Below are 16,935 nucleotides of genomic sequence, written 5' to 3' on the forward strand. Positions count from 1 at the left end.
TTCTGATCACAGAATATTCTCAAGAAACGCTACCGTTCTTACGTCGTATCTCAGATCCTGAGCCGACATATCCTCCTCCAGCTGCCATAGCTTTGATACTGCAAATACCGAAGATACAAAGAAAGGCTGACTGTTAAGATAGCCGAGCGGAACAACAGCAGGCGAATCTCCGGTCTTAATACTCAGCTCCTTTACTCTGGCGAGCCTTGCCAGATTGGCGGTGCTTGTAAACTGTCCTTCAGGCAGCTTTGCCGCTGACAGATCCCCTTTCGCAAACTTTGCAAAAAAGCCTTTTGCCTGCGGAGTAAACGCCATTACCGGAAAATTATGTTTTCTGTACCAGTTGTATTCCCACATATTCATACACACAAGCGTAGGATCGCCGAAAGTATCGGTACTGGAATGAGCAAGGCTGTAATTGATCTGACTTACCCTGAAAGGCTCCATACCGTGAGCCTCCGCGTATTGGTTAGCCGCTTCGATACGGTTCGTAGTCCAGTTGGAAGCTCCGATAAAATGAACCTTTCCGCTCTGAACAAACTCGTTCAGAATCGGCATTATCTCGGAAACCGGGATCCTTTCGTCATCCCTGTGCAGAAAATAAATGTCGGCATAGTCAGTTCCAAGACAATCCAGACTTCTGTTAAGATCGCAGCGCAGCGATTCCGGATCAAGTCTTGAAGATGACATATCATCAAGCTGAGGATGTCCGCCCTTAGTTGAGATGATTACCTTATCACGGCAGCCGCGTGACCTAAGCCATCTTCCTATAACCGACTCGCTTGAATCCATACCCCCCTCAAGCCACGAGCAGTAGACCCTCGCCGTATCAATACACGAGCCGCCTAGCTCGATATATCTGTCAAGAAGCCTGAAATAAGCCTCGTCGTTATCCTGCCTTTCAAAATTCGCCGTACCCAGAGTAAGCGCCGGAAGCTTTATTGCGTATCGGCTGTTTTTTATTTCAAAAGAAAACACTGAAAACACCTTCCAATCTGAATTTTTGACCTGTAAAACTCAAAAAACGGAAGCTTGAAATATTAATTCAAACCTCTCCCCGAATTTAATAAACTATATTGATATGTTATTCAATATTAATAATGTTATCACAGCCCGACAGTCTATTTCAAGTGATATTTGTTAAAAAAATATTATTTTTGAAAAAGCGCTTGACAAGTCGCAGAACTTGATATATAATATGTAAAGCGGTTTTGCTTTACATAAAACATGGAACGGAGGAACGTCTGTGAATAAAGATCTTAATATGAGCATACTTCTTGATTTATACGGAGAACTGCTTACTGAAAAGCAGCGTGATGTTCTTGAACTTTATTACAACGACGATCTTTCCCTTGCCGAAATTGCTCAGCAGTATGAGATATCCAGGCAGGGAGTTCACGATTCCATAAAGCGCGGCGAAGAGGCTTTGCTTAGCTTTGAAAAGGTTCTCGGACTTTCGGAGCAGCAGGAGCAGTATAAAAAACAGCTTGATGAATTTAAGCGTATGGCTCTGGATATTTTTGAGGAATGCAAAAAGGTTTCGTTCGGAAAAAATATTGCGGATAAGACAATTATACTGCTGGAAGAGCTTGATTCCAAGCTTGCCGAATACGATAATTCAAAATATCTTGAAGAATAATATTTGATATATAAATGCTGAAGAAGAGGTGTTTTCATGGCATTTGAAGGACTTTCCGAAAAGCTGGGAGGCGTATTCAAGCGTCTTAAATCCAGAGGAAGACTTTCCGAGGCTGACGTAAAGGAAGCTATGCGCGAGGTCAAAATGGCGCTGCTTGAAGCTGACGTCAGCTATAAGGTAGTTAAAGAATTTATTGCTAACGTTACCGAGCGAAGCGTCGGAGAAGATGTGCTGAAAAGCCTTACTCCTGGGCAGCAGGTAATAAAAATAGTAAACGAAGAGCTTATAAAGCTTATGGGGGAGGCTAACTCCAAAATAAACTTTCCCAATAAGCCGCCTTGCATAATTATGATGTGCGGACTTCAGGGTTCAGGTAAGACGACCCACGCCGCAAAGCTGGCGAAGCATTTCAGAGCTCAGGGAAAGCGTCCGTTGCTTATAGCCTGCGACGTTTACAGGCCTGCGGCTATAGAGCAGCTCAAAGTAGTAGGCGAGCGTGCCGAGGTACCGGTTTTTGAAATGGGACAGATAGACCCCAGAAAGATCGCCAGAGAGGGAATTAAGCACGCAAAGGATCACGGAAACGATCTTGTAATTATAGATACGGCGGGACGTCTGCATATCGACGAGGAGCTTATGAATGAGCTTAAAGATATAAAGAAGATCGCCGAGCCAAACGAGATAATGCTTGTAGTAGACGCTATGATCGGTCAGGACGCCGTAAAGGTAGCCTCCAGCTTTGACGAGGCCCTGGGTATCGACTCCGTAATACTTACAAAGCTTGATTCCGATACCAGAGGCGGTGCAGCGCTTTCAGTGCTTTCAGTAACAGGTAAGCCTATCAAATTTGTAGGTATGGGAGAAAAGCTTGACGAATTTGAGCCTTTCCACCCCGAAAGAATGGCTTCGAGAATACTTGGAATGGGCGATATGCTTACGCTTATCGAAAAGGCTACTCAGACTGTAGATGAAAAGGACGCCGAAAAGCTTGCAAAAAAGGTAAAAGAAAAGGGCTTCGATCTTAACGATCTGCTGGATCAGATGAAACAGATACAGAAAATGGGTTCGATCAGATCCCTTATGAAGCTAATCCCCGGCGCAGGAAATATAAAGGACGAGCAGCTTGAACAGGGCGAAACTCAGCTTAAAAAGACGGAAGCTATGATAAACTCAATGACCAAAAAGGAAAGAGAAAAGCCGTCGATAATCGACCCTAAACGAAAAAGAAGGATCGCCGCCGGAAGCGGAACTCAGGTATCCGATATAAATCAGCTTTTAAAGCAGTTTGAGCAGATGCAGAAAATGATGAAGCAATTCGGTCTGGGCGGAAACCTTCACGGCAAGAAGTCCAGAAAGAACAGAGCGGCTCTGCTTAAAGGACTAGGCGGAAACGGCACAGGACTTCCGATGTAGCGGAAATTAAAATGTAAATTAAATGACCTTAAGTTCAATTCAGTTGATCAGTGCGAAAGCGTTGATATAAATTATGTTAACTGCGGAGGTGAATATACAATGGCAGTAAAAATCAGACTGAGAAGAATGGGCGCTAAGAAAGCTCCTTTCTATCGTATAGTAGTAGCTGATTCAAGATACCCGAGAGACGGACGTTTCATCGAGGAGATCGGATACTACGATCCTACTAAAGAGCCGACGGTTCTTAAAGTAGACGAGGAAAAGGCTAAGTCATGGATCGAAAAAGGCGCACAGCCTACAGATACCGTTAAATCTCTTCTAAAGAAAAACGGCACTATCTGATCGACGGCGCTAAAACCGGCAGGGCACCTATCCCACCGCCAGCCTTGCCGTTTTATCGGCGGGGGCAATTCCGCCGGATTTCTGTGGGAGGATCGAGGAAATAATTATGGATAAGCTTTTAAAGACTATTGTATGCGAGCTTGTTGAAAACAAGGACGCGGTCGAGGTTCAGGTTGACGAGCCTAATGAGGAAGGTATAGTTGTATATCATCTTCATGTTGCTCCTGAGGATATGGGCAGAGTTATCGGCAAGCAGGGCAGGATCGCCAAGGCGATCCGTACTGTTATGAGAGCCGGCTGCTCACGGATCAACCAGAAGATAATGGTTGAGATCGACTAGGCTTCTTAATAAGCATAATGAATAAATCATCGCCTTTTACTGATACTAGTAAAAGGTGATTTTTTATGAAAAAATATATGAAGAATATTTATCTGTATATAGTCGGAGCGCTTTCGGGCGCTGCAAACGGACTTTTCGGTTCAGGCGGAGGGATTATTACTGTACCAATGCTGGAACAAGGGGGAACAGAAACCAAAAAAGCTCATGCTACCTCTATAGCCGTTACTCTTCCCCTGAGCGTTGTAAGCGGAATAATCTACTTTTCCAAAGGCTCTATAGACCTTGCACAGTCATGGAAGTTTATACCCTTCGGACTTTTAGGTGTTTTCGTCGGCTCAAAGCTCCTTATGAAGCTTTCCGGTACGGCTTTGAAACGCATTTTCGGAGCGGTAATGATCATATTCGGAATACGTCTTATGAAAGGATAGCCTATGAACTGGATCACTATTGCAGCAGTGTCCTTTGCAACGGGAATTTTTGCTTCACTGGGACTTGGCGGAGGAATGATACTTATTATATATCTTACCCTTTTCGCCGGCGTTCCTCAGATTCAGGCTCAGGGTCTGAATCTGGTGTTCTTTATTCCTATAGCCGCAGTTTCGCTTTATTTTCATACAAAACACAAAATGGTCGAATGGAAAAAAATCGTCCCCGTTATTATTACAGGAACGGCTTTTGTTATAATTTTCAGCCTTATGGCAAACTCAATGGACAGCTCTCTTCTTAAAAAAATATTCGGAGCATTCGTCATACTCGCAGGTATAAAAGAGTTCTTCTCAAAAAAAGAAAAGCCTGAGACTCATTCCTCAGACTCCAATGTGCATACTGCAAGATGAAAGGGATCAAGAAAACGTTTTGTATAGCCGCTGTTTCCGACTCCCCTGCTAACTATCATTTCCGTTCCGCTGTACTCGTAAACGCCCGAGGTATATTCAGGGAAAAAACCCTGCCCCGGCGCATATAACCCGAAGTTTCCGGCAGGAAATCCGATAAGTCCTCCGTGAGCGTGTCCGGTAAACAAAAGGTCTGCCTGACTTCCAGCTTCCTTAGATATAGCCGCAATATCATGAAAATCCTCAGGATAATGATGAAGCCAGACCGTAAACATTTTTTCATTCGGATAATCCTCAAGCATAGCCTGAACAAAGCTGCTGTCAGTTCCGCTTACAGTTCCGACCAGAAGCATTTTATCTCCGTCCCGCTCGACAACCGTATACTCGTTTTCAAGGACTGTTATGCCGTTTTCCGTACAGCATTCCGCCATTTTCTCCCGCTGCGCATCGGTTATATTGTAATCATGATTTCCCCATACAAGATAGCAGTCTGTTATTTTAGATACTTTTTCCAAAAAAACGTTTGCCTTGTCAATATCGGTACGCAGAGCGTCGGCAATATCTCCTGTAATAAAAATATAATCAGGCTCCTGCTCTTTTATTTTTTCAATAAGCCTGTCGTCATAGCCGCCTCCGTGATTATGATAATCCGAAAGCTGTACGATTTTTGCTCCGTCAAAGCCCTCAGGAACGCTTTCGCTTCTGAAAACAAACTTTTCCGTTTCAATACAGTAATTTGAACGAAACAGTTCGGCTGCCGATGCCGCTGCAATTACTGCAATTGCAGCAAGCAGAATTTTTTTACGCCTGCTGACAGGCTTTTTCTCAGCTGTTTTTGTTCTTTCTTCTGTATTCAAGATAACCCTCCAGAATAACTACAGCGGCAACAGTATCAACGACTGCCTTTCTGTTCTTTCCTCTTACATTTGTCTGATTTAAAATCTGATGAGCCGTAACCGTCGTAGAACGCTCGTCCCACATATTTACAGGAACCTCCGTAAGCTCATTTAAAATATCAGCAAAATTCCGGCACTTCTCCGCTCTTGGACCAAACGAACCGTTCATATTTACAGGCAGACCTACAACTATCTCGCCTACCTCGTACTGCTTAGCCATATGCGCTATTTTCATTGCAAGCACCTGAGCGCTGCGCTCTTCTATAGTACCTATCGGAGAAGCCAGAAACTCAGTTCTGTCGCAAACCGCCAGACCCGTCCTTACATCTCCGTAATCAACCGCCATGATCTTCATATCAGTAATTCTCCTTAAAAATCAGTTTTTATCCGTACAAACAAATTTAAGATTATTATATCACAAAGCAATTTCAAAGTCAAACAGCAAATTTTATTACATATATTTACAGCAAATAAATTCTATTTGTTTTGTGCGTAATATACAAAAATACAGTATTTAATTTGTAACACTATACAAATTTTGTTTTAACAAAAAACTTTTTCATTCATAGTTGCACATTTGCATGCAACTTTTGCCCATTTTTCGCCTATTAGTGAGGGGGTATGTTTTATGAAGCGTCCGAAAGCCGCCGAGGGACAAATAGTAATAGGATATTTTTCTTGCCGTTTTGAATCAATTTAACGTCAGAAATTAAAATACGGAAATGATCTTATGTCTGTTTCTCGCCGCACAGTAAAAGACAACTCAGATTTATTCGTCTGTTCAAACGTTAAAAATCAAAGCTGTATCTATTGCAATTTTTTTCAGGAGGTGCTATAATGTTTTAAGTAAATATAAACATAGATGAAGGAGGGCTCACAGTGAATAAAGAACTTTTGGAGCTGCTGCTTAAGCTAGGCTTCGGCGTCGTTATAATAATGGCGGTGATCGCACTCTGCGCACTGCTTACGCCTAAAATCGCAAAGCTTTATGAAAAAAATCACCCTCCCGCAGATCCCAGTCCCGAAAGGGTGGACGATAAAAAGCTTTCCGACAACAACGAACCACCCGAAGTCAAAGGGCCGTACGATTCTCAGAAAGAGGATTACGATCTAAACTACAAAATTTATAATACTGATATATATGGAGTTGATTTTAAACATGGCAAAGAAAAACGAAAAAAAGGTTGAAGCTATTACCTCAATGGACGAGGATTTTGCTAAATGGTATACCGATATATGCAAGAAAGCGGAGCTTGTAGAGTATACAAGCGTTAAGGGATGTATGGTGATCCGTCCCTACGGCTATGCTATCTGGGAAAATATCCAGAAGATACTGGATTCAATGTTCAAGGAAACGGGGCATGAAAACGTATGTATGCCGATGTTTATTCCCGAAAGCCTCCTGAATAAGGAAAAGGATCATGTTGAGGGCTTTGCTCCCGAGGTCGCCTGGGTAACCCACGGCGGAAGCGAAAAGCTGGAGGAGCGTCTGTGCGTACGTCCTACCTCTGAAACTCTTTTCTGCGAGCATTACGCAAATATAGTTCATTCCTACAGAGATCTGCCTAAGCTATACAACCAGTGGGTTTCTGTTGTGAGATGGGAAAAGACTACCCGTCCGTTCCTGCGTTCAAGAGAATTTTTATGGCAGGAGGGGCATACTATTCATGCCACAGCAGAGGAAGCGATAGAGGAAACCGAGCGTATGCTCAACGTTTACGCTGATTTCTGCGAAAAATATCTGGCAATGCCTGTTGTCAAGGGCAGAAAGACCGACTCGGATAAATTTGCCGGAGCGGAGGCTACATATGCGATAGAAGCGCTTATGCACGACGGCAAGGCTCTTCAGGCAGGTACCTCTCATTATTTCGGCGACGGATTTGCAAAGGCCTTTGAGATCCAATACGCCAATAAGGAAAACAAGCTTGCATACCCTCATCAGACCTCATGGGGCGTTACTACCCGTCTTATCGGCGCGGTAATAATGACTCACGGCGACGACAGCGGACTTGTTCTTCCTCCTGCCGTTGCTCCTGTTCAGGCAGTTATTGTTCCTATTGCACAGCATAAGGAGGGCGTTCTTGACAAGGCAAATGAAATTTACGAAAAGCTGAAAGCAAACGGCATAAGAGTTAAGCTTGACGATTCCGACAATTCTCCCGGCTGGAAATTCGCCGAGTACGAAATGAAAGGCGTTCCGCTGAGAATTGAAATAGGGCCTAAGGATATTGAAAATGATCAGTGTGTGACCGCTGCAAGATATAACGGGGAAAAGAAAACCGTATCCCTTGAAAATATGTACGAAACTCTCCTGACCGAAGTAAAGGAAATGCTTGAAAAGAAAATTCCTCAGGGAATGCTTGAAAACGCTCTGGCTAACCGCAGAAGCAAAACTTATCAGTGTATGACAATGGACGAGATCAAAGCGGCGCTGGAGGAAAAGGGCGACGGCTTTGTTGAAGCTATGTGGTGCGGAAGCGAGGAATGCGAGGACAAGGTAAAGGAAATTACCGGAGTCGGTTCAAGATGTATTCCCTTTGAGCAGCATGAGATTTCAGACAAATGCGTATGCTGCGGAAAACCTGCAAAGAAAATGGTGCTTTGGGGCAAGGCCTATTAAAGAACGCTGCGCCGTTTCAGATCGTATCTGCGGTCTGAAACGGCGTTTACTGTAATAATATTACCTGTCAGTTTCAATTTTCCCCCTGTCGCTTTATTCTTATTTACATAGCTGAGAAAAAAATATATAATGAAATTACAGGAGGCGGTAAGGTGAAGATCAGAATTGTTATAGACAAAAGCTTTGAGGAGGACGAGGTCGTTATTAAATGCAGAGAGCTGAATGAAAATATCAGGGAGCTTCAGAAGACGATAAGCTGTATTTCGGACGGACTGAAGATGGTATTTTACAAAAAACAGACCGAATACTTTATGCCGCTTGACAGTATTCTGTTTTTTGAAACCTCTGGCAAAGGAATAGACGCTCATACACAAACCGATGTTTTTCAGATAAAGCATAAGCTGTACGAGCTGGAGGAAATACTCCCCAGTCAGTTCATAAGAGCCTCAAAATCCACAATTCTGAATATTAATCATATTTATTCGATCGAAAAGAACCTTGCCTCATCCAGTCTAGTCAAATTCAGGTATTCTCATAAGCAGGTATATGTATCCAGAAATTACTACAAGGCTTTGAGGATCCGCATAAGCGAAAGGAGAAATTATGAAGAATAGAAGTTATTTCTGGGGAACATTTTTTATTTTGTCAGCCGTTCTTTTAATATTGAACGCTCTCGGCCTGTTGGCAGGAGTAAGCATTGTAAGTCTTATTCTTACGCTTCTTTTGATTCCGCTGATAGTAAAAAGTATAAGGTATGCCAGCTTTTCAGGAGTTTTGTTTCCTCTTGCGGTTATAGCGATACTGTTTGACAAACAGCTTGGAATTGAAAAGCTTACGCCTTGGCCTGTTCTGGGAATTGCCCTTTTCCTAAGCATAGGCTTATCGCTGCTTTTTCCAAAAAGACATAAATGGTATAATAAGTACGGCAATATTAACGCTATTCCGGAAAACAAGTTTAATAACGTCAGCAGCGATGTTTCAGACGAAAGCGAAATTAATATCGGCGCAAAGTTCGGCGGCTGCATAAGATATATCAATTCGGAATGCTTAAAAAAGGTAAACGTCATCAGCCGTTTCGCAGGAATCAAGCTGTATTTTGACAATGCAGTTATAGACGGAAACTCGGCGGAGCTTGATCTCAATGTTGATTTTGCCGGAGTCGATATTTATATTCCCAAGACCTGGCAAATTATAAATCAGGCGAATTTTTATATAGGAGGAATAGAGGAAAAGGGCGTAAGAATGCAAAGCGGCGAAGAAAAAGCGCTTATAGTCAAAGGCAGAATAAGCTTCGGAGGTCTTACTGTCCATTATGTCTGAAACGCTTCCGACTTCAGCGCTTAAACTGTGAACAACACGAATCCCTATTATGAATATTGCCCATTTCCATTATTTAAAATCAGCTTGATATGTATAATATCATGATTTTTTGCAGGATTATCAAAAACAACTTGCAAAATTGTTTGTAAAGGTATACAATAATACAAGGTGAAATATTATACAGATCATAATTTATATATGGTATGGAGGATTTTGTTATGCTGCTATCTGAAATGAATAAGGAACAGCTGGAAAAGTTCAGAGCCGACGCACAGGCTGAATACGACGGCTATAAGGAGAAAGGACTTTCTCTCAATATGGCTAGAGGAAAGCCTTCTTCCGGACAGCTTGACCTTGCAATGCAAATGCTTGCCGCTGTAAACAGCTACGACGCTGATTACAAGGCTTCCGACGGAACAGACTGCCGCAACTACGGCGGACTTGACGGAATTATTGACGCTAAGAATCTTTTTTCCGCTATGCTGGGCGTTTCAAACGACGAGCTTATCGTCTGCGGAAATTCAAGCCTTAACATAATGTACGATATGATCGCAAGATGTATCATCTTCGGCGTTGACGGGATCCAGAAACCTTGGAAGGACTATGAAAAGATCAAATGGCTTTGCCCCGCTCCCGGCTATGACAGACACTTCGCTATCTGCGAAAGCTTCGGGATCGAAATGATACCGATCCCTCTGGGTGAGAACGGACCCGATATGGACATGATCGAAAAGCTTGTTTCAGAGGACGATACGATCAAGGGTATCTGGTGCGTTCCAATGTACTCGAATCCTACCGGTATAACCTATTCCGATGAGGTTGTAAGACGCTTTGCAAGGCTCAAACCCAAGGCGGGAGATTTCAGGATTTTCTGGGATAACGCTTACTGTATCCACCATCTTACCGAAACCCCCGATAAGCTGCTCAATATACTTGACGAGTGCAAAAAGGCAGGAAACGACGATATGGTATATATGTTCGCTTCAACCTCAAAGATAACCTTTGCAGGCGGCGGAATTGCTGTAATGGCGGCTTCAAAGAAAAACGTCGGCTATATCAAATCGCTTATGACCGTTCAGACTATCGGCTACGATAAGATAAATCAGCTCCGCCACGCAAAATTCTTCGGCAGCTACGACGGACTTATGGCGCATATGGAGAAGCACCGTGCAATTATCGCACCGCGTTTCAAGGTCGTGCTTAACGAGCTTGAGGAAGAAATAAAGCCCCTTGGAATAGGAACCTGGCACAAGCCTAACGGCGGCTATTTCATCAGCTTTGACACCTTGGACGGCTGTGCAAAACGTGTTGTCGGTCTTTGCAAGGACGCAGGAGTAGTCCTTACTCCAGCCGGCGCTACCTATCCCTACGGAAAGGATCCTCATGACAGCAATATCAGAATTGCTCCTACATTTCCTCCGGTTCAGGAGCTTGAGGAAGCTATGAAGATCTTTGTCTGCGCCGTTAAGCTTGCAAGCGCCGAAAAGCTTCTGGCAGAAATAAAATAATATAAACATAAAAAAGCAGCCGTGTTTAGTATTAAAACACGGCTGCTTTTTATTTACGGAAGTTAAATAAACATTCCCATTATTTTAGTTTCAAGATCGGTTTTCTTTACCGACTCTCCGTCAATATCAACAGACCTTACACTTACGCTGAAAAGCGCCTTGAATTCTATCTCATACTCTTCATTACGGGAATTTTCGCCCTTATAACTTGCGGTAAAAGTAAACGGATTATACGACCAGCTGCCCGACTCAAAGTATTCGTCAAACGCCTCGCCGTAATTATCACGGCTCATTTTCATATCCAATGAAAAATCGTAAGACGAATGTCTTATCCTGAAAACCTGAACCGCAAAAATCACAGCGTAAACGGCAAGTATTATTACTGCGGCTTTTATAAGCCTGAATAACAGCCTCAGCTTGGAGCTTTTCTTCCTGCGTCCTTTTTCAGAATGACCGCCCTGACGATGTTCTCTGCGTTCCTCAGATGAAATTTTAGCCGCACATGGCTGAGCAGCTTGTCGCTTAGGGTGCTCATAAACCCTCTTTGGTGCAGGCTGACGGCCTGCGGCATCATATTCCTTTCTTTCCGACGGCACTATCCTGCCGCAGTTAGGGCATATTTTCATTCCGTCGTCTATTCTCGCATGGCAGGACTGACATATTCTACCCATAGCAGAAACCTCTTTATATATATCTGATAACAGCTACGACCTTGCCGAGAATAGAAACCTCATCGGCTATAATAGGCTCCATAGCGTCGTTTTCAGGCTGAAGTCTGTAATGTCCGTTTTCTTTATAAAACCTTTTAACTGTTGCGCTTTCGCCGTCAACAAGACATACCGCAATATCGCCGTTTTCCACAACCGCCGCCTGCTCCGCAATAACTATATCTCCGTCAAGAATAGCAGCGTTTATCATCGACTCTCCTCTGACTTTAAGGGCAAACAGCGGATTTGCGTATCTCTTTGCCGGCTGAAAGCTTATGTAATCGGTAATGTCCTCAATAGCCGTAATAGGCATTCCTGCCGTTACCGTTCCTACGAGCGGTACCATTGTACCCTGTCTTCCTACAAGCTTTATCGCGCGGTTCTGGTTCGCTCCCTTTTCAAGCAGTCCTTTTTCTGTCAGCGACGCAATATACCTGTGAGCCGTTGAGGTAGATTTAAAGCCGAACTGAGCGCATATTTCACGCACTGTAGGAGGGTAACCCTCCTCAAGCCTCTGTTTGATAAACTCAAATACTTTTCTTTCATTTTCCGTTAATTTCATAAATGCCGTTCCTTTCCAAGCGGTACGCCGCTTTAAAACTAGTATTTATTCTTCCTTTTTATTGCTGTTCCCTAAGCTTTTCGGCAAGCCTTTTAGCCGCCTTATAGACATCTCCGCAGCCCAGAGTTATTACCAAATCTCCCGGCTTTACGTTTTCGGCAAGATAATCTACCGCCTGACCGAAATTAAAGTCCTTCTGCTCTGCCGTCTGTCTGTCGACGATCTCATGCGGAGTTTCAAACCATACTGCTCCGTCTATCTTAGACGCCAGATCCTCCGTATAAATACCGTAGGTATTCTTTTCACGGCTTCCCATAATATCCGTAATAACAGCCTTGTCGGCGATTGACAGTGCGTCGGCAAAATCGTTAAGCAAAAGCTTGGTCCTTGAAAACGTAAACGGCTGGAATACCGCCCATACTCTTTTGAAATCAAGAGCTTTTGCCGCTTTTAAAGTACAGCTTATTTCCTGCGGATGATGAGCATAGTCGTCTACTATCGTGACCCCGCCTATTTCGGCTATCTTTTCAAAACGCCTTACTGCACCTGAAAAGGTTTTAAGCCCCTGAGCTATTCCCTCATAGGAAACCCCGCAGCAGCTTGCCGCTGCCGCTGCCGCAAGAGCATTCAGAACGTTATGATCTCCCGGAACATGGATCTCATATCCGCCCTGTCTTTCACCCCTGACATACAGATCGAAGCGTGTGCATAAGCCTTTCCTTGAAATAATTTCCGCTGAATAATCATTTTTACGGTCAAAGCCGAAGGTTATCAGCTCCTTACGGATCCCTTCAAGCGAACTCATTGTATTTTCGTCGTCGCCGTTGGCAATTACCGCTTTTTCAGCCTTTTCGGCAAACTCCCTGAACGACCTTTTTATATTGTCAAGGTTTTTAAAATACTCCAGATGATCCTCATCAACGTTCAGTATTACCGCTATATCCGGGTGAAGCTTTAGGAAATGATCCTCAAACTCACATGCCTCGCAGACCATTATATCGCTTTTACCGCAGCGTCCCGAACCTCCGATACTGGGAAGCTTTCCGCCTATTACGCAGGAAAGGTCTACGCCCTCCTCCACAAAGATCTGTGTAAGCATAGACGAGGTAGTAGTCTTGCCGTGAGTTCCTGAAACGCACACTGCGTTCTTGTACCAGCCGGTAACAAGACCCAGCAGCTCCGCCCTTTCGCAGACATATGCACCGCTGTTCTTTGCGGCTATCAGTTCGGGATTATCGTCCATTATAGCGGCGGTATAAACTATAAGCTCCGCTCCCTCAATATTTTCAGCCCTTTGCCCTAAGAAAACGGTTATCCCCATTTTTCTCACTGCTTCAAGGGTCTCGGTTTCGTTATTATCTGAGCCGCTGATATTGTAACCCTTGGCGTAAAGTATCTGAACCAGCGGATACATACCCGAACCGCCTATGCCGATAAAATGCACACGGCGGACTGATCTCAGTATCTTATCGGAAATCATTATCTAAGCGCCCGTCAGAGAGTATGATCCCTGCGGACTTGCCTCCGTTTCATAAGTTATTATTTTAAACGTATTCTTACTTTTTAACCGTGAATAAGAATATACGTTTTTTCTATATTTCTATTATAGTACATTTTTAAGAAAAAATAAACCCCTTTTTGAATATTTTTTTGTTTTCGGGCAAAAATTTTTCTGTAAGCATATTTATCTGCCTGAAATAATTAAACAGCAGGAAAGGACAAAAGCTATGGATATTACTGAAATCAAAGTCAGAAGACTGATGACAGAGGGTAAGCTGAGAGGTATAATCAGCATAACCGTCGACGGAGTTCTCGCCGTACATGACATCAAAGTAGTTCAGGGCGAGGAACGCTTATTTGTTGCAATGCCCAGCCGGCGTGACGATTCGGGAATGTTTAGGGATATTGTTCACCCCATAACCTCAGACGCTAGAGAAAGCATAGAACAGCAGATATTATCTGCATACCGAATGGAGGTCGACCGCCAGTCCGCCGAAAGTATCTCGGAGGAAAACCGCGAGATCAAATAGCGTACTCGGTATTTCTGCCGATAATAAAAAACAGACGTCTTGTTTTCACTTCCGTACAGCAGCGCGGGAGGAGAGACCATGACGTCTGTTTTTTTGCATTTCAAAGCTTTGACTCAAATAACAGCATAGGGACAGTATTGGATATTATACCGTATACCGCTTTTCGCTGTTACAGCTGAGCAAGTTCGGCAAACTGTGCCTTCAGAGCAGGATATATCTCTCTGTAAAGCTGGTAATATTTTTCATACTCAGGTACGTTTTCAGCGTTCGGCTGCTGTATCTTATCCGTTCTGACAACAGCATTACAAGCCTCAGGAACGCTGGAATAAACGCCTGCTCCGGTCAGCGCTAGCAGAGCAGCGCCGAGTGCAGGACCTTCCTTAGATGCCGCAGTCTTAACCGGACAGTTGTAAAGGTCGGCAAGCATTGAACGCCACAGCGGTGAGCTTCCGCCGCCTCCGCAGGCCATCATATCGGAAACATTTATATTCATTTCCCTGAACACCTCAACGCAATCCCTGAGGGAATATGAAACACCCTCAAGAACGGCTCTCAGCATATCCTTTTTAGTATGCATAGCGGAAAGTCCGAAGAAAACTCCCCTTGCGTCTGGATCGAGGTGAGGGGTTCTTTCTCCCATAAGATAAGGCAGATAGAGAAGTCTGTTTGCACCGACAGGAACAGTCATAGCCTCTTTATCCATAAGATAATACTCGTCAACGCCCATATATTTTGCAGTTTCCTTTTCGGCATTGCAGAAATTATCTCTGAACCATTTCAGCGAAAGTCCTGCGCCCTGAGTAACGCCCATAACATGCCATGAATTCGGAACAGCCGCACAGCAGGTATGTACTCTGCCCTTAGGGTCAATAGAAATTTCAGAAGTATGAGCAAAAACAACGCCCGACGTACCGATCGTAGTAAACGCTTTTCCGTCCTCGCATACACCTGTTCCGACAGCGGCAGCAGCGTTATCGCCTGCACCGCCGACAACTATAGTACCCTCGCAAAGACCGACCTTCTCAGCAATTTTTTTAGTAAGAGTACCTGTGACCTCACATGATTCATAAACCCTGCCCAACATTGACATATCGATTCCGAGAGTATCGCATACCTCCTTAGACCAGCAGCGGTTTGCTACGTCGAGAAGCTGCATACCGGAAGCGTCCGAAACCTCGGTAGCATATTCGCCCGTAAGAATAAATCTCAAATAGTCCTTAGGCAGAAGAATATGACGGCACTTTTCGTAAATATCAGGCTCGTTGTTTTTGACCCAAAGGATCTTGGCGGCTGTCCAGCCTGTCAGGGCAGGATTGGCAGTGATCTCAATAAGCTTCTTTTCGCCCAGCTTCTGATTCATTTCAGCGACCTCTGCAGCAGTACGCTGATCGCACCAGATAATTGATCTTCTCAATACTCTGTTATCTGCGTCAAGCATTACCAGACCGTGCATCTGTCCCGAAATACCGATACCCTTTACGTCCTCCTTAGCAACGCCGCTTTCAGCCATAACCGCCTTTATTGTATTAAGCATAGCGTCCGCCCAGTCGGCAGGATCCTGCTCTGCATAGCCGTTTTTAGGCTGATACATTGGATACTCGATCGTTTTTGAAACGATAACCGCTCCCTTTTCATCGAACAAAACGGTCTTTGTTCCGCTTGTTCCGCAGTCAACTCCGATTACATAAGCCATATGTTTCTACTCCTTTATGATTAAATTAAACGATTACAACTGATTATACTATATTCTTTCCGCAATTTCAAGTCCCGAGAGCAAAAAACCGACGGAAAGGATCATATTTTTAATTTGCTCCTTTTCCGCCGCTTACGCCTTTTCAATACTCGGCAGTATCAGATCTTAGCGCTGTTAGTTCAATTATTTTACAAGTGAAAAATCCTGCGCCCCGTGCTTGCAAACAGGACAGACAAAGTCCTCAGGCAGATGTCCCTCATAGATATAACCGCAGATATTGCAGACCCAGCGTTCCCTGCCCTTTTCTGCCTTTACCGCCGGCTTTGGCTTGACCTTGGCATGATAATACGAATAAGTCATGGGAGGCTTATCCGAAAGATTGCTGCAGTCGGTAACCTCGGCTATAAAAATAGTATGAGTTCCTAGATCAACGCTGCTGACTACCCTACAGCACATATACGCACAGGTATTTTCGGCAATATAGGGTATATTGTTTTCCGCTCTTACCGACGTAAATCTCCGAAACTTATTCTCCCATCTTCCACTGGAAAAACCGAAATTCTGAAACAGAGAAAAATCTGCGCTTTCATCTATAACGGAAACGTTGAATCTTCGGCTCTGACTTATCAGATAGTGAGTATAATTGCTCTTATTTACCGTTACCGATACACGGTTCGGCTTATCGGTTACCTGTGACAGAGTATTTATAATACAGCCGTTTGAAAAACCTCCGCAGGCAGCGGTAAGAACATACAAGCCGTATGAAATTTTAAACATTGCAGTAATATCCACAGTTCCAGCCTCCAATCAATTATCGTATTTTTCAAGTACAAAAAATACGTCGTCATTATCCGTCTTGAAATCCTTGATAGACCAGCCCTTCTCCAAAAGGCCGTTCAGCTGCTCCACTCTCTGAAACCTATCCAGATCGGGAGCTGACATATCGCTTCTGTTTTCATATCTATCCGAATTTTTGGATATATAAAAAACCTTCTGCATACGCTCACCTCCGTTTTATTATGCCGCAATTCC

The 16,935-nt window shown here is 43.9% G+C and carries 21 protein-coding genes; 12 read left to right on the top strand and 9 right to left on the bottom strand.

The window, feature by feature from the left end; genetic code table 11:
* Positions 1-6 precede the first annotated feature (6 nt).
* Complete coding sequence (locus tag ACYQ0H_RS07800; RefSeq protein ID WP_459812277.1) at positions 7-978, bottom strand: aldo/keto reductase; 972 nt, start codon at positions 976-978, stop codon at positions 7-9.
* Positions 979-1,246: 268 nt separating this feature from the next.
* Between ACYQ0H_RS07800 and ACYQ0H_RS07805 the strand changes: the two genes are divergently transcribed.
* From ACYQ0H_RS07805 to ACYQ0H_RS07830, 6 genes are all read left to right on the top strand, one after another.
* Positions 1,247-1,639: a putative DNA-binding protein gene (locus ACYQ0H_RS07805; RefSeq protein ID WP_459812278.1), complete on the top strand. Its 393-nt coding sequence runs from the start codon at positions 1,247-1,249 to the stop codon at positions 1,637-1,639.
* A gap of 36 nt (positions 1,640-1,675) precedes the next feature.
* Positions 1,676-3,052: a signal recognition particle protein gene (ffh, locus tag ACYQ0H_RS07810; protein WP_459812279.1), complete on the top strand. Its 1,377-nt coding sequence runs from the start codon at positions 1,676-1,678 to the stop codon at positions 3,050-3,052.
* 99 nt (positions 3,053-3,151) lie between these two features.
* Positions 3,152-3,394, top strand: coding sequence for a 30S ribosomal protein S16 (gene rpsP / locus ACYQ0H_RS07815; protein WP_459812280.1), 243 nt, complete (start codon positions 3,152-3,154; stop codon positions 3,392-3,394).
* A 106-nt stretch (positions 3,395-3,500) separates the two neighbouring features.
* Positions 3,501-3,734 (top strand): KH domain-containing protein, encoded by a 234-nt coding sequence (locus ACYQ0H_RS07820; RefSeq protein WP_459812281.1) that lies wholly within the window; start codon positions 3,501-3,503, stop codon positions 3,732-3,734.
* A 65-nt stretch (positions 3,735-3,799) separates the two neighbouring features.
* Positions 3,800-4,162, top strand: coding sequence for a sulfite exporter TauE/SafE family protein (locus ACYQ0H_RS07825; protein WP_459812282.1), 363 nt, complete (start codon positions 3,800-3,802; stop codon positions 4,160-4,162).
* Positions 4,163-4,165: 3 nt separating this feature from the next.
* Positions 4,166-4,570 (top strand): sulfite exporter TauE/SafE family protein, encoded by a 405-nt coding sequence (locus tag ACYQ0H_RS07830; RefSeq protein WP_459812283.1) that lies wholly within the window; start codon positions 4,166-4,168, stop codon positions 4,568-4,570.
* Here ACYQ0H_RS07830 and ACYQ0H_RS07835 read toward each other — a convergent pair.
* Positions 4,534-5,424: a metallophosphoesterase gene (locus ACYQ0H_RS07835; RefSeq protein WP_459812284.1), complete on the bottom strand. Its 891-nt coding sequence runs from the start codon at positions 5,422-5,424 to the stop codon at positions 4,534-4,536. The two genes, ACYQ0H_RS07830 and ACYQ0H_RS07835, sit on opposite strands and share 37 nt — an antisense overlap.
* Positions 5,393-5,818, bottom strand: a complete 426-nt coding sequence (gene ruvX / locus ACYQ0H_RS07840) for a Holliday junction resolvase RuvX (protein WP_459812285.1) — start codon at positions 5,816-5,818, stop codon at positions 5,393-5,395. The genes ACYQ0H_RS07835 and ruvX overlap by 32 nt, the downstream gene beginning before the upstream one ends.
* A 524-nt stretch (positions 5,819-6,342) precedes the next feature.
* Here ruvX and ACYQ0H_RS07845 point away from each other — a divergent pair.
* The 5 genes from ACYQ0H_RS07845 to ACYQ0H_RS07865 all read left to right on the top strand — a co-directional run bounded on the left by ACYQ0H_RS07845 (position 6,343) and on the right by ACYQ0H_RS07865 (position 10,911).
* On the top strand, positions 6,343-6,651 hold the full coding sequence (locus ACYQ0H_RS07845) for a hypothetical protein (protein WP_459812286.1): 309 nt from the start codon (positions 6,343-6,345) through the stop codon (positions 6,649-6,651).
* Positions 6,623-8,083: a proline--tRNA ligase gene (proS, locus tag ACYQ0H_RS07850; RefSeq protein WP_459812287.1), complete on the top strand. Its 1,461-nt coding sequence runs from the start codon at positions 6,623-6,625 to the stop codon at positions 8,081-8,083. Before ACYQ0H_RS07845 ends, proS begins: the two co-directional genes overlap by 29 nt.
* 152 nt (positions 8,084-8,235) lie before the next feature.
* Positions 8,236-8,697, top strand: coding sequence for a LytTR family DNA-binding domain-containing protein (locus ACYQ0H_RS07855; RefSeq protein ID WP_459812288.1), 462 nt, complete (start codon positions 8,236-8,238; stop codon positions 8,695-8,697).
* On the top strand, positions 8,687-9,403 hold the full coding sequence (locus tag ACYQ0H_RS07860) for a LiaF transmembrane domain-containing protein (protein ID WP_459812289.1): 717 nt from the start codon (positions 8,687-8,689) through the stop codon (positions 9,401-9,403). Before ACYQ0H_RS07855 ends, ACYQ0H_RS07860 begins: the two co-directional genes overlap by 11 nt.
* A 218-nt stretch (positions 9,404-9,621) precedes the next feature.
* Entirely contained in the window at positions 9,622-10,911 is a 1,290-nt protein-coding gene (locus ACYQ0H_RS07865; protein WP_459812290.1) for an aspartate aminotransferase type Ic, read from the top strand.
* A gap of 62 nt (positions 10,912-10,973) precedes the next feature.
* Here the strand turns inward: ACYQ0H_RS07865 and ACYQ0H_RS07870 are convergent, their stop codons facing one another.
* From ACYQ0H_RS07870 to murC, 3 genes are read right to left on the bottom strand one after another with little or no spacing between them, the layout of a single operon-like run.
* Positions 10,974-11,582 (bottom strand): zinc-ribbon domain-containing protein, encoded by a 609-nt coding sequence (locus ACYQ0H_RS07870; RefSeq protein WP_459812291.1) that lies wholly within the window; start codon positions 11,580-11,582, stop codon positions 10,974-10,976.
* A gap of 13 nt (positions 11,583-11,595) precedes the next feature.
* Positions 11,596-12,180 carry a transcriptional repressor LexA gene (lexA, locus tag ACYQ0H_RS07875; RefSeq protein WP_459812292.1) on the bottom strand — a complete coding sequence of 195 codons (585 nt, stop codon included), beginning with the start codon at positions 12,178-12,180 and terminating at the stop codon, positions 11,596-11,598.
* Between the two features lie 58 nt (positions 12,181-12,238).
* A complete protein-coding gene (gene murC / locus ACYQ0H_RS07880) occupies positions 12,239-13,660 on the bottom strand; it encodes a UDP-N-acetylmuramate--L-alanine ligase (protein WP_459812293.1) in 1,422 nt (473 codons plus the stop codon).
* A 247-nt stretch (positions 13,661-13,907) separates the two neighbouring features.
* On the opposite strand from murC, the gene spoVG reads away from it, so the two are divergent.
* The gene (spoVG, locus tag ACYQ0H_RS07885; RefSeq protein WP_459812294.1) at positions 13,908-14,210 is read left to right on the top strand and encodes a septation regulator SpoVG; all 303 of its coding nucleotides are present in this window, start codon (positions 13,908-13,910) and stop codon (positions 14,208-14,210) included.
* 169 nt (positions 14,211-14,379) lie between these two features.
* Here the strand turns inward: spoVG and xylB are convergent, their stop codons facing one another.
* From xylB to ACYQ0H_RS07900, 3 genes are all read right to left on the bottom strand, one after another.
* On the bottom strand, positions 14,380-15,903 hold the full coding sequence (gene xylB, locus ACYQ0H_RS07890) for a xylulokinase (protein ID WP_459812295.1): 1,524 nt from the start codon (positions 15,901-15,903) through the stop codon (positions 14,380-14,382).
* Positions 15,904-16,086: 183 nt separating this feature from the next.
* Entirely contained in the window at positions 16,087-16,695 is a 609-nt protein-coding gene (locus ACYQ0H_RS07895; RefSeq protein ID WP_459812297.1) for a flavin reductase, read from the bottom strand.
* A gap of 15 nt (positions 16,696-16,710) precedes the next feature.
* The gene (locus ACYQ0H_RS07900; protein ID WP_459812298.1) at positions 16,711-16,902 is read right to left on the bottom strand and encodes a hypothetical protein; all 192 of its coding nucleotides are present in this window, start codon (positions 16,900-16,902) and stop codon (positions 16,711-16,713) included.
* Positions 16,903-16,935: the final 33 nt, after the last annotated feature.

Source organism: Hominimerdicola intestinalis, assembly GCF_054655215.1.

Bases quoted from the DNA above. Each gene is read 5' to 3' on its own strand.
- ffh (WP_459812279.1), top strand. From the start codon at position 1,676: ATGGCATTTGAAGGACTTTCCGAAAAGCTGGGAGGCGTATTCAAGCGT.
- rpsP (WP_459812280.1), top strand. From the start codon at position 3,152: ATGGCAGTAAAAATCAGACTGAGAAGAATGGGCGCTAAGAAAGCTCCT.
- ACYQ0H_RS07820 (WP_459812281.1), top strand. From the start codon at position 3,501: ATGGATAAGCTTTTAAAGACTATTGTATGCGAGCTTGTTGAAAACAAG.
- ACYQ0H_RS07825 (WP_459812282.1), top strand. From the start codon at position 3,800: ATGAAAAAATATATGAAGAATATTTATCTGTATATAGTCGGAGCGCTT.
- ACYQ0H_RS07830 (WP_459812283.1), top strand. From the start codon at position 4,166: ATGAACTGGATCACTATTGCAGCAGTGTCCTTTGCAACGGGAATTTTT.
- ruvX (WP_459812285.1), bottom strand. From the start codon at position 5,818: ATGAAGATCATGGCGGTTGATTACGGAGATGTAAGGACGGGTCTGGCG.
- proS (WP_459812287.1), top strand. From the start codon at position 6,623: ATGGCAAAGAAAAACGAAAAAAAGGTTGAAGCTATTACCTCAATGGAC.
- ACYQ0H_RS07860 (WP_459812289.1), top strand. From the start codon at position 8,687: ATGAAGAATAGAAGTTATTTCTGGGGAACATTTTTTATTTTGTCAGCC.
- ACYQ0H_RS07865 (WP_459812290.1), top strand. From the start codon at position 9,622: ATGCTGCTATCTGAAATGAATAAGGAACAGCTGGAAAAGTTCAGAGCC.
- ACYQ0H_RS07870 (WP_459812291.1), bottom strand. From the start codon at position 11,582: ATGGGTAGAATATGTCAGTCCTGCCATGCGAGAATAGACGACGGAATG.
- lexA (WP_459812292.1), bottom strand. From the start codon at position 12,180: ATGAAATTAACGGAAAATGAAAGAAAAGTATTTGAGTTTATCAAACAG.
- murC (WP_459812293.1), bottom strand. From the start codon at position 13,660: ATGATTTCCGATAAGATACTGAGATCAGTCCGCCGTGTGCATTTTATC.
- spoVG (WP_459812294.1), top strand. From the start codon at position 13,908: ATGGATATTACTGAAATCAAAGTCAGAAGACTGATGACAGAGGGTAAG.
- xylB (WP_459812295.1), bottom strand. From the start codon at position 15,903: ATGGCTTATGTAATCGGAGTTGACTGCGGAACAAGCGGAACAAAGACC.
- ACYQ0H_RS07900 (WP_459812298.1), bottom strand. From the start codon at position 16,902: ATGCAGAAGGTTTTTTATATATCCAAAAATTCGGATAGATATGAAAAC.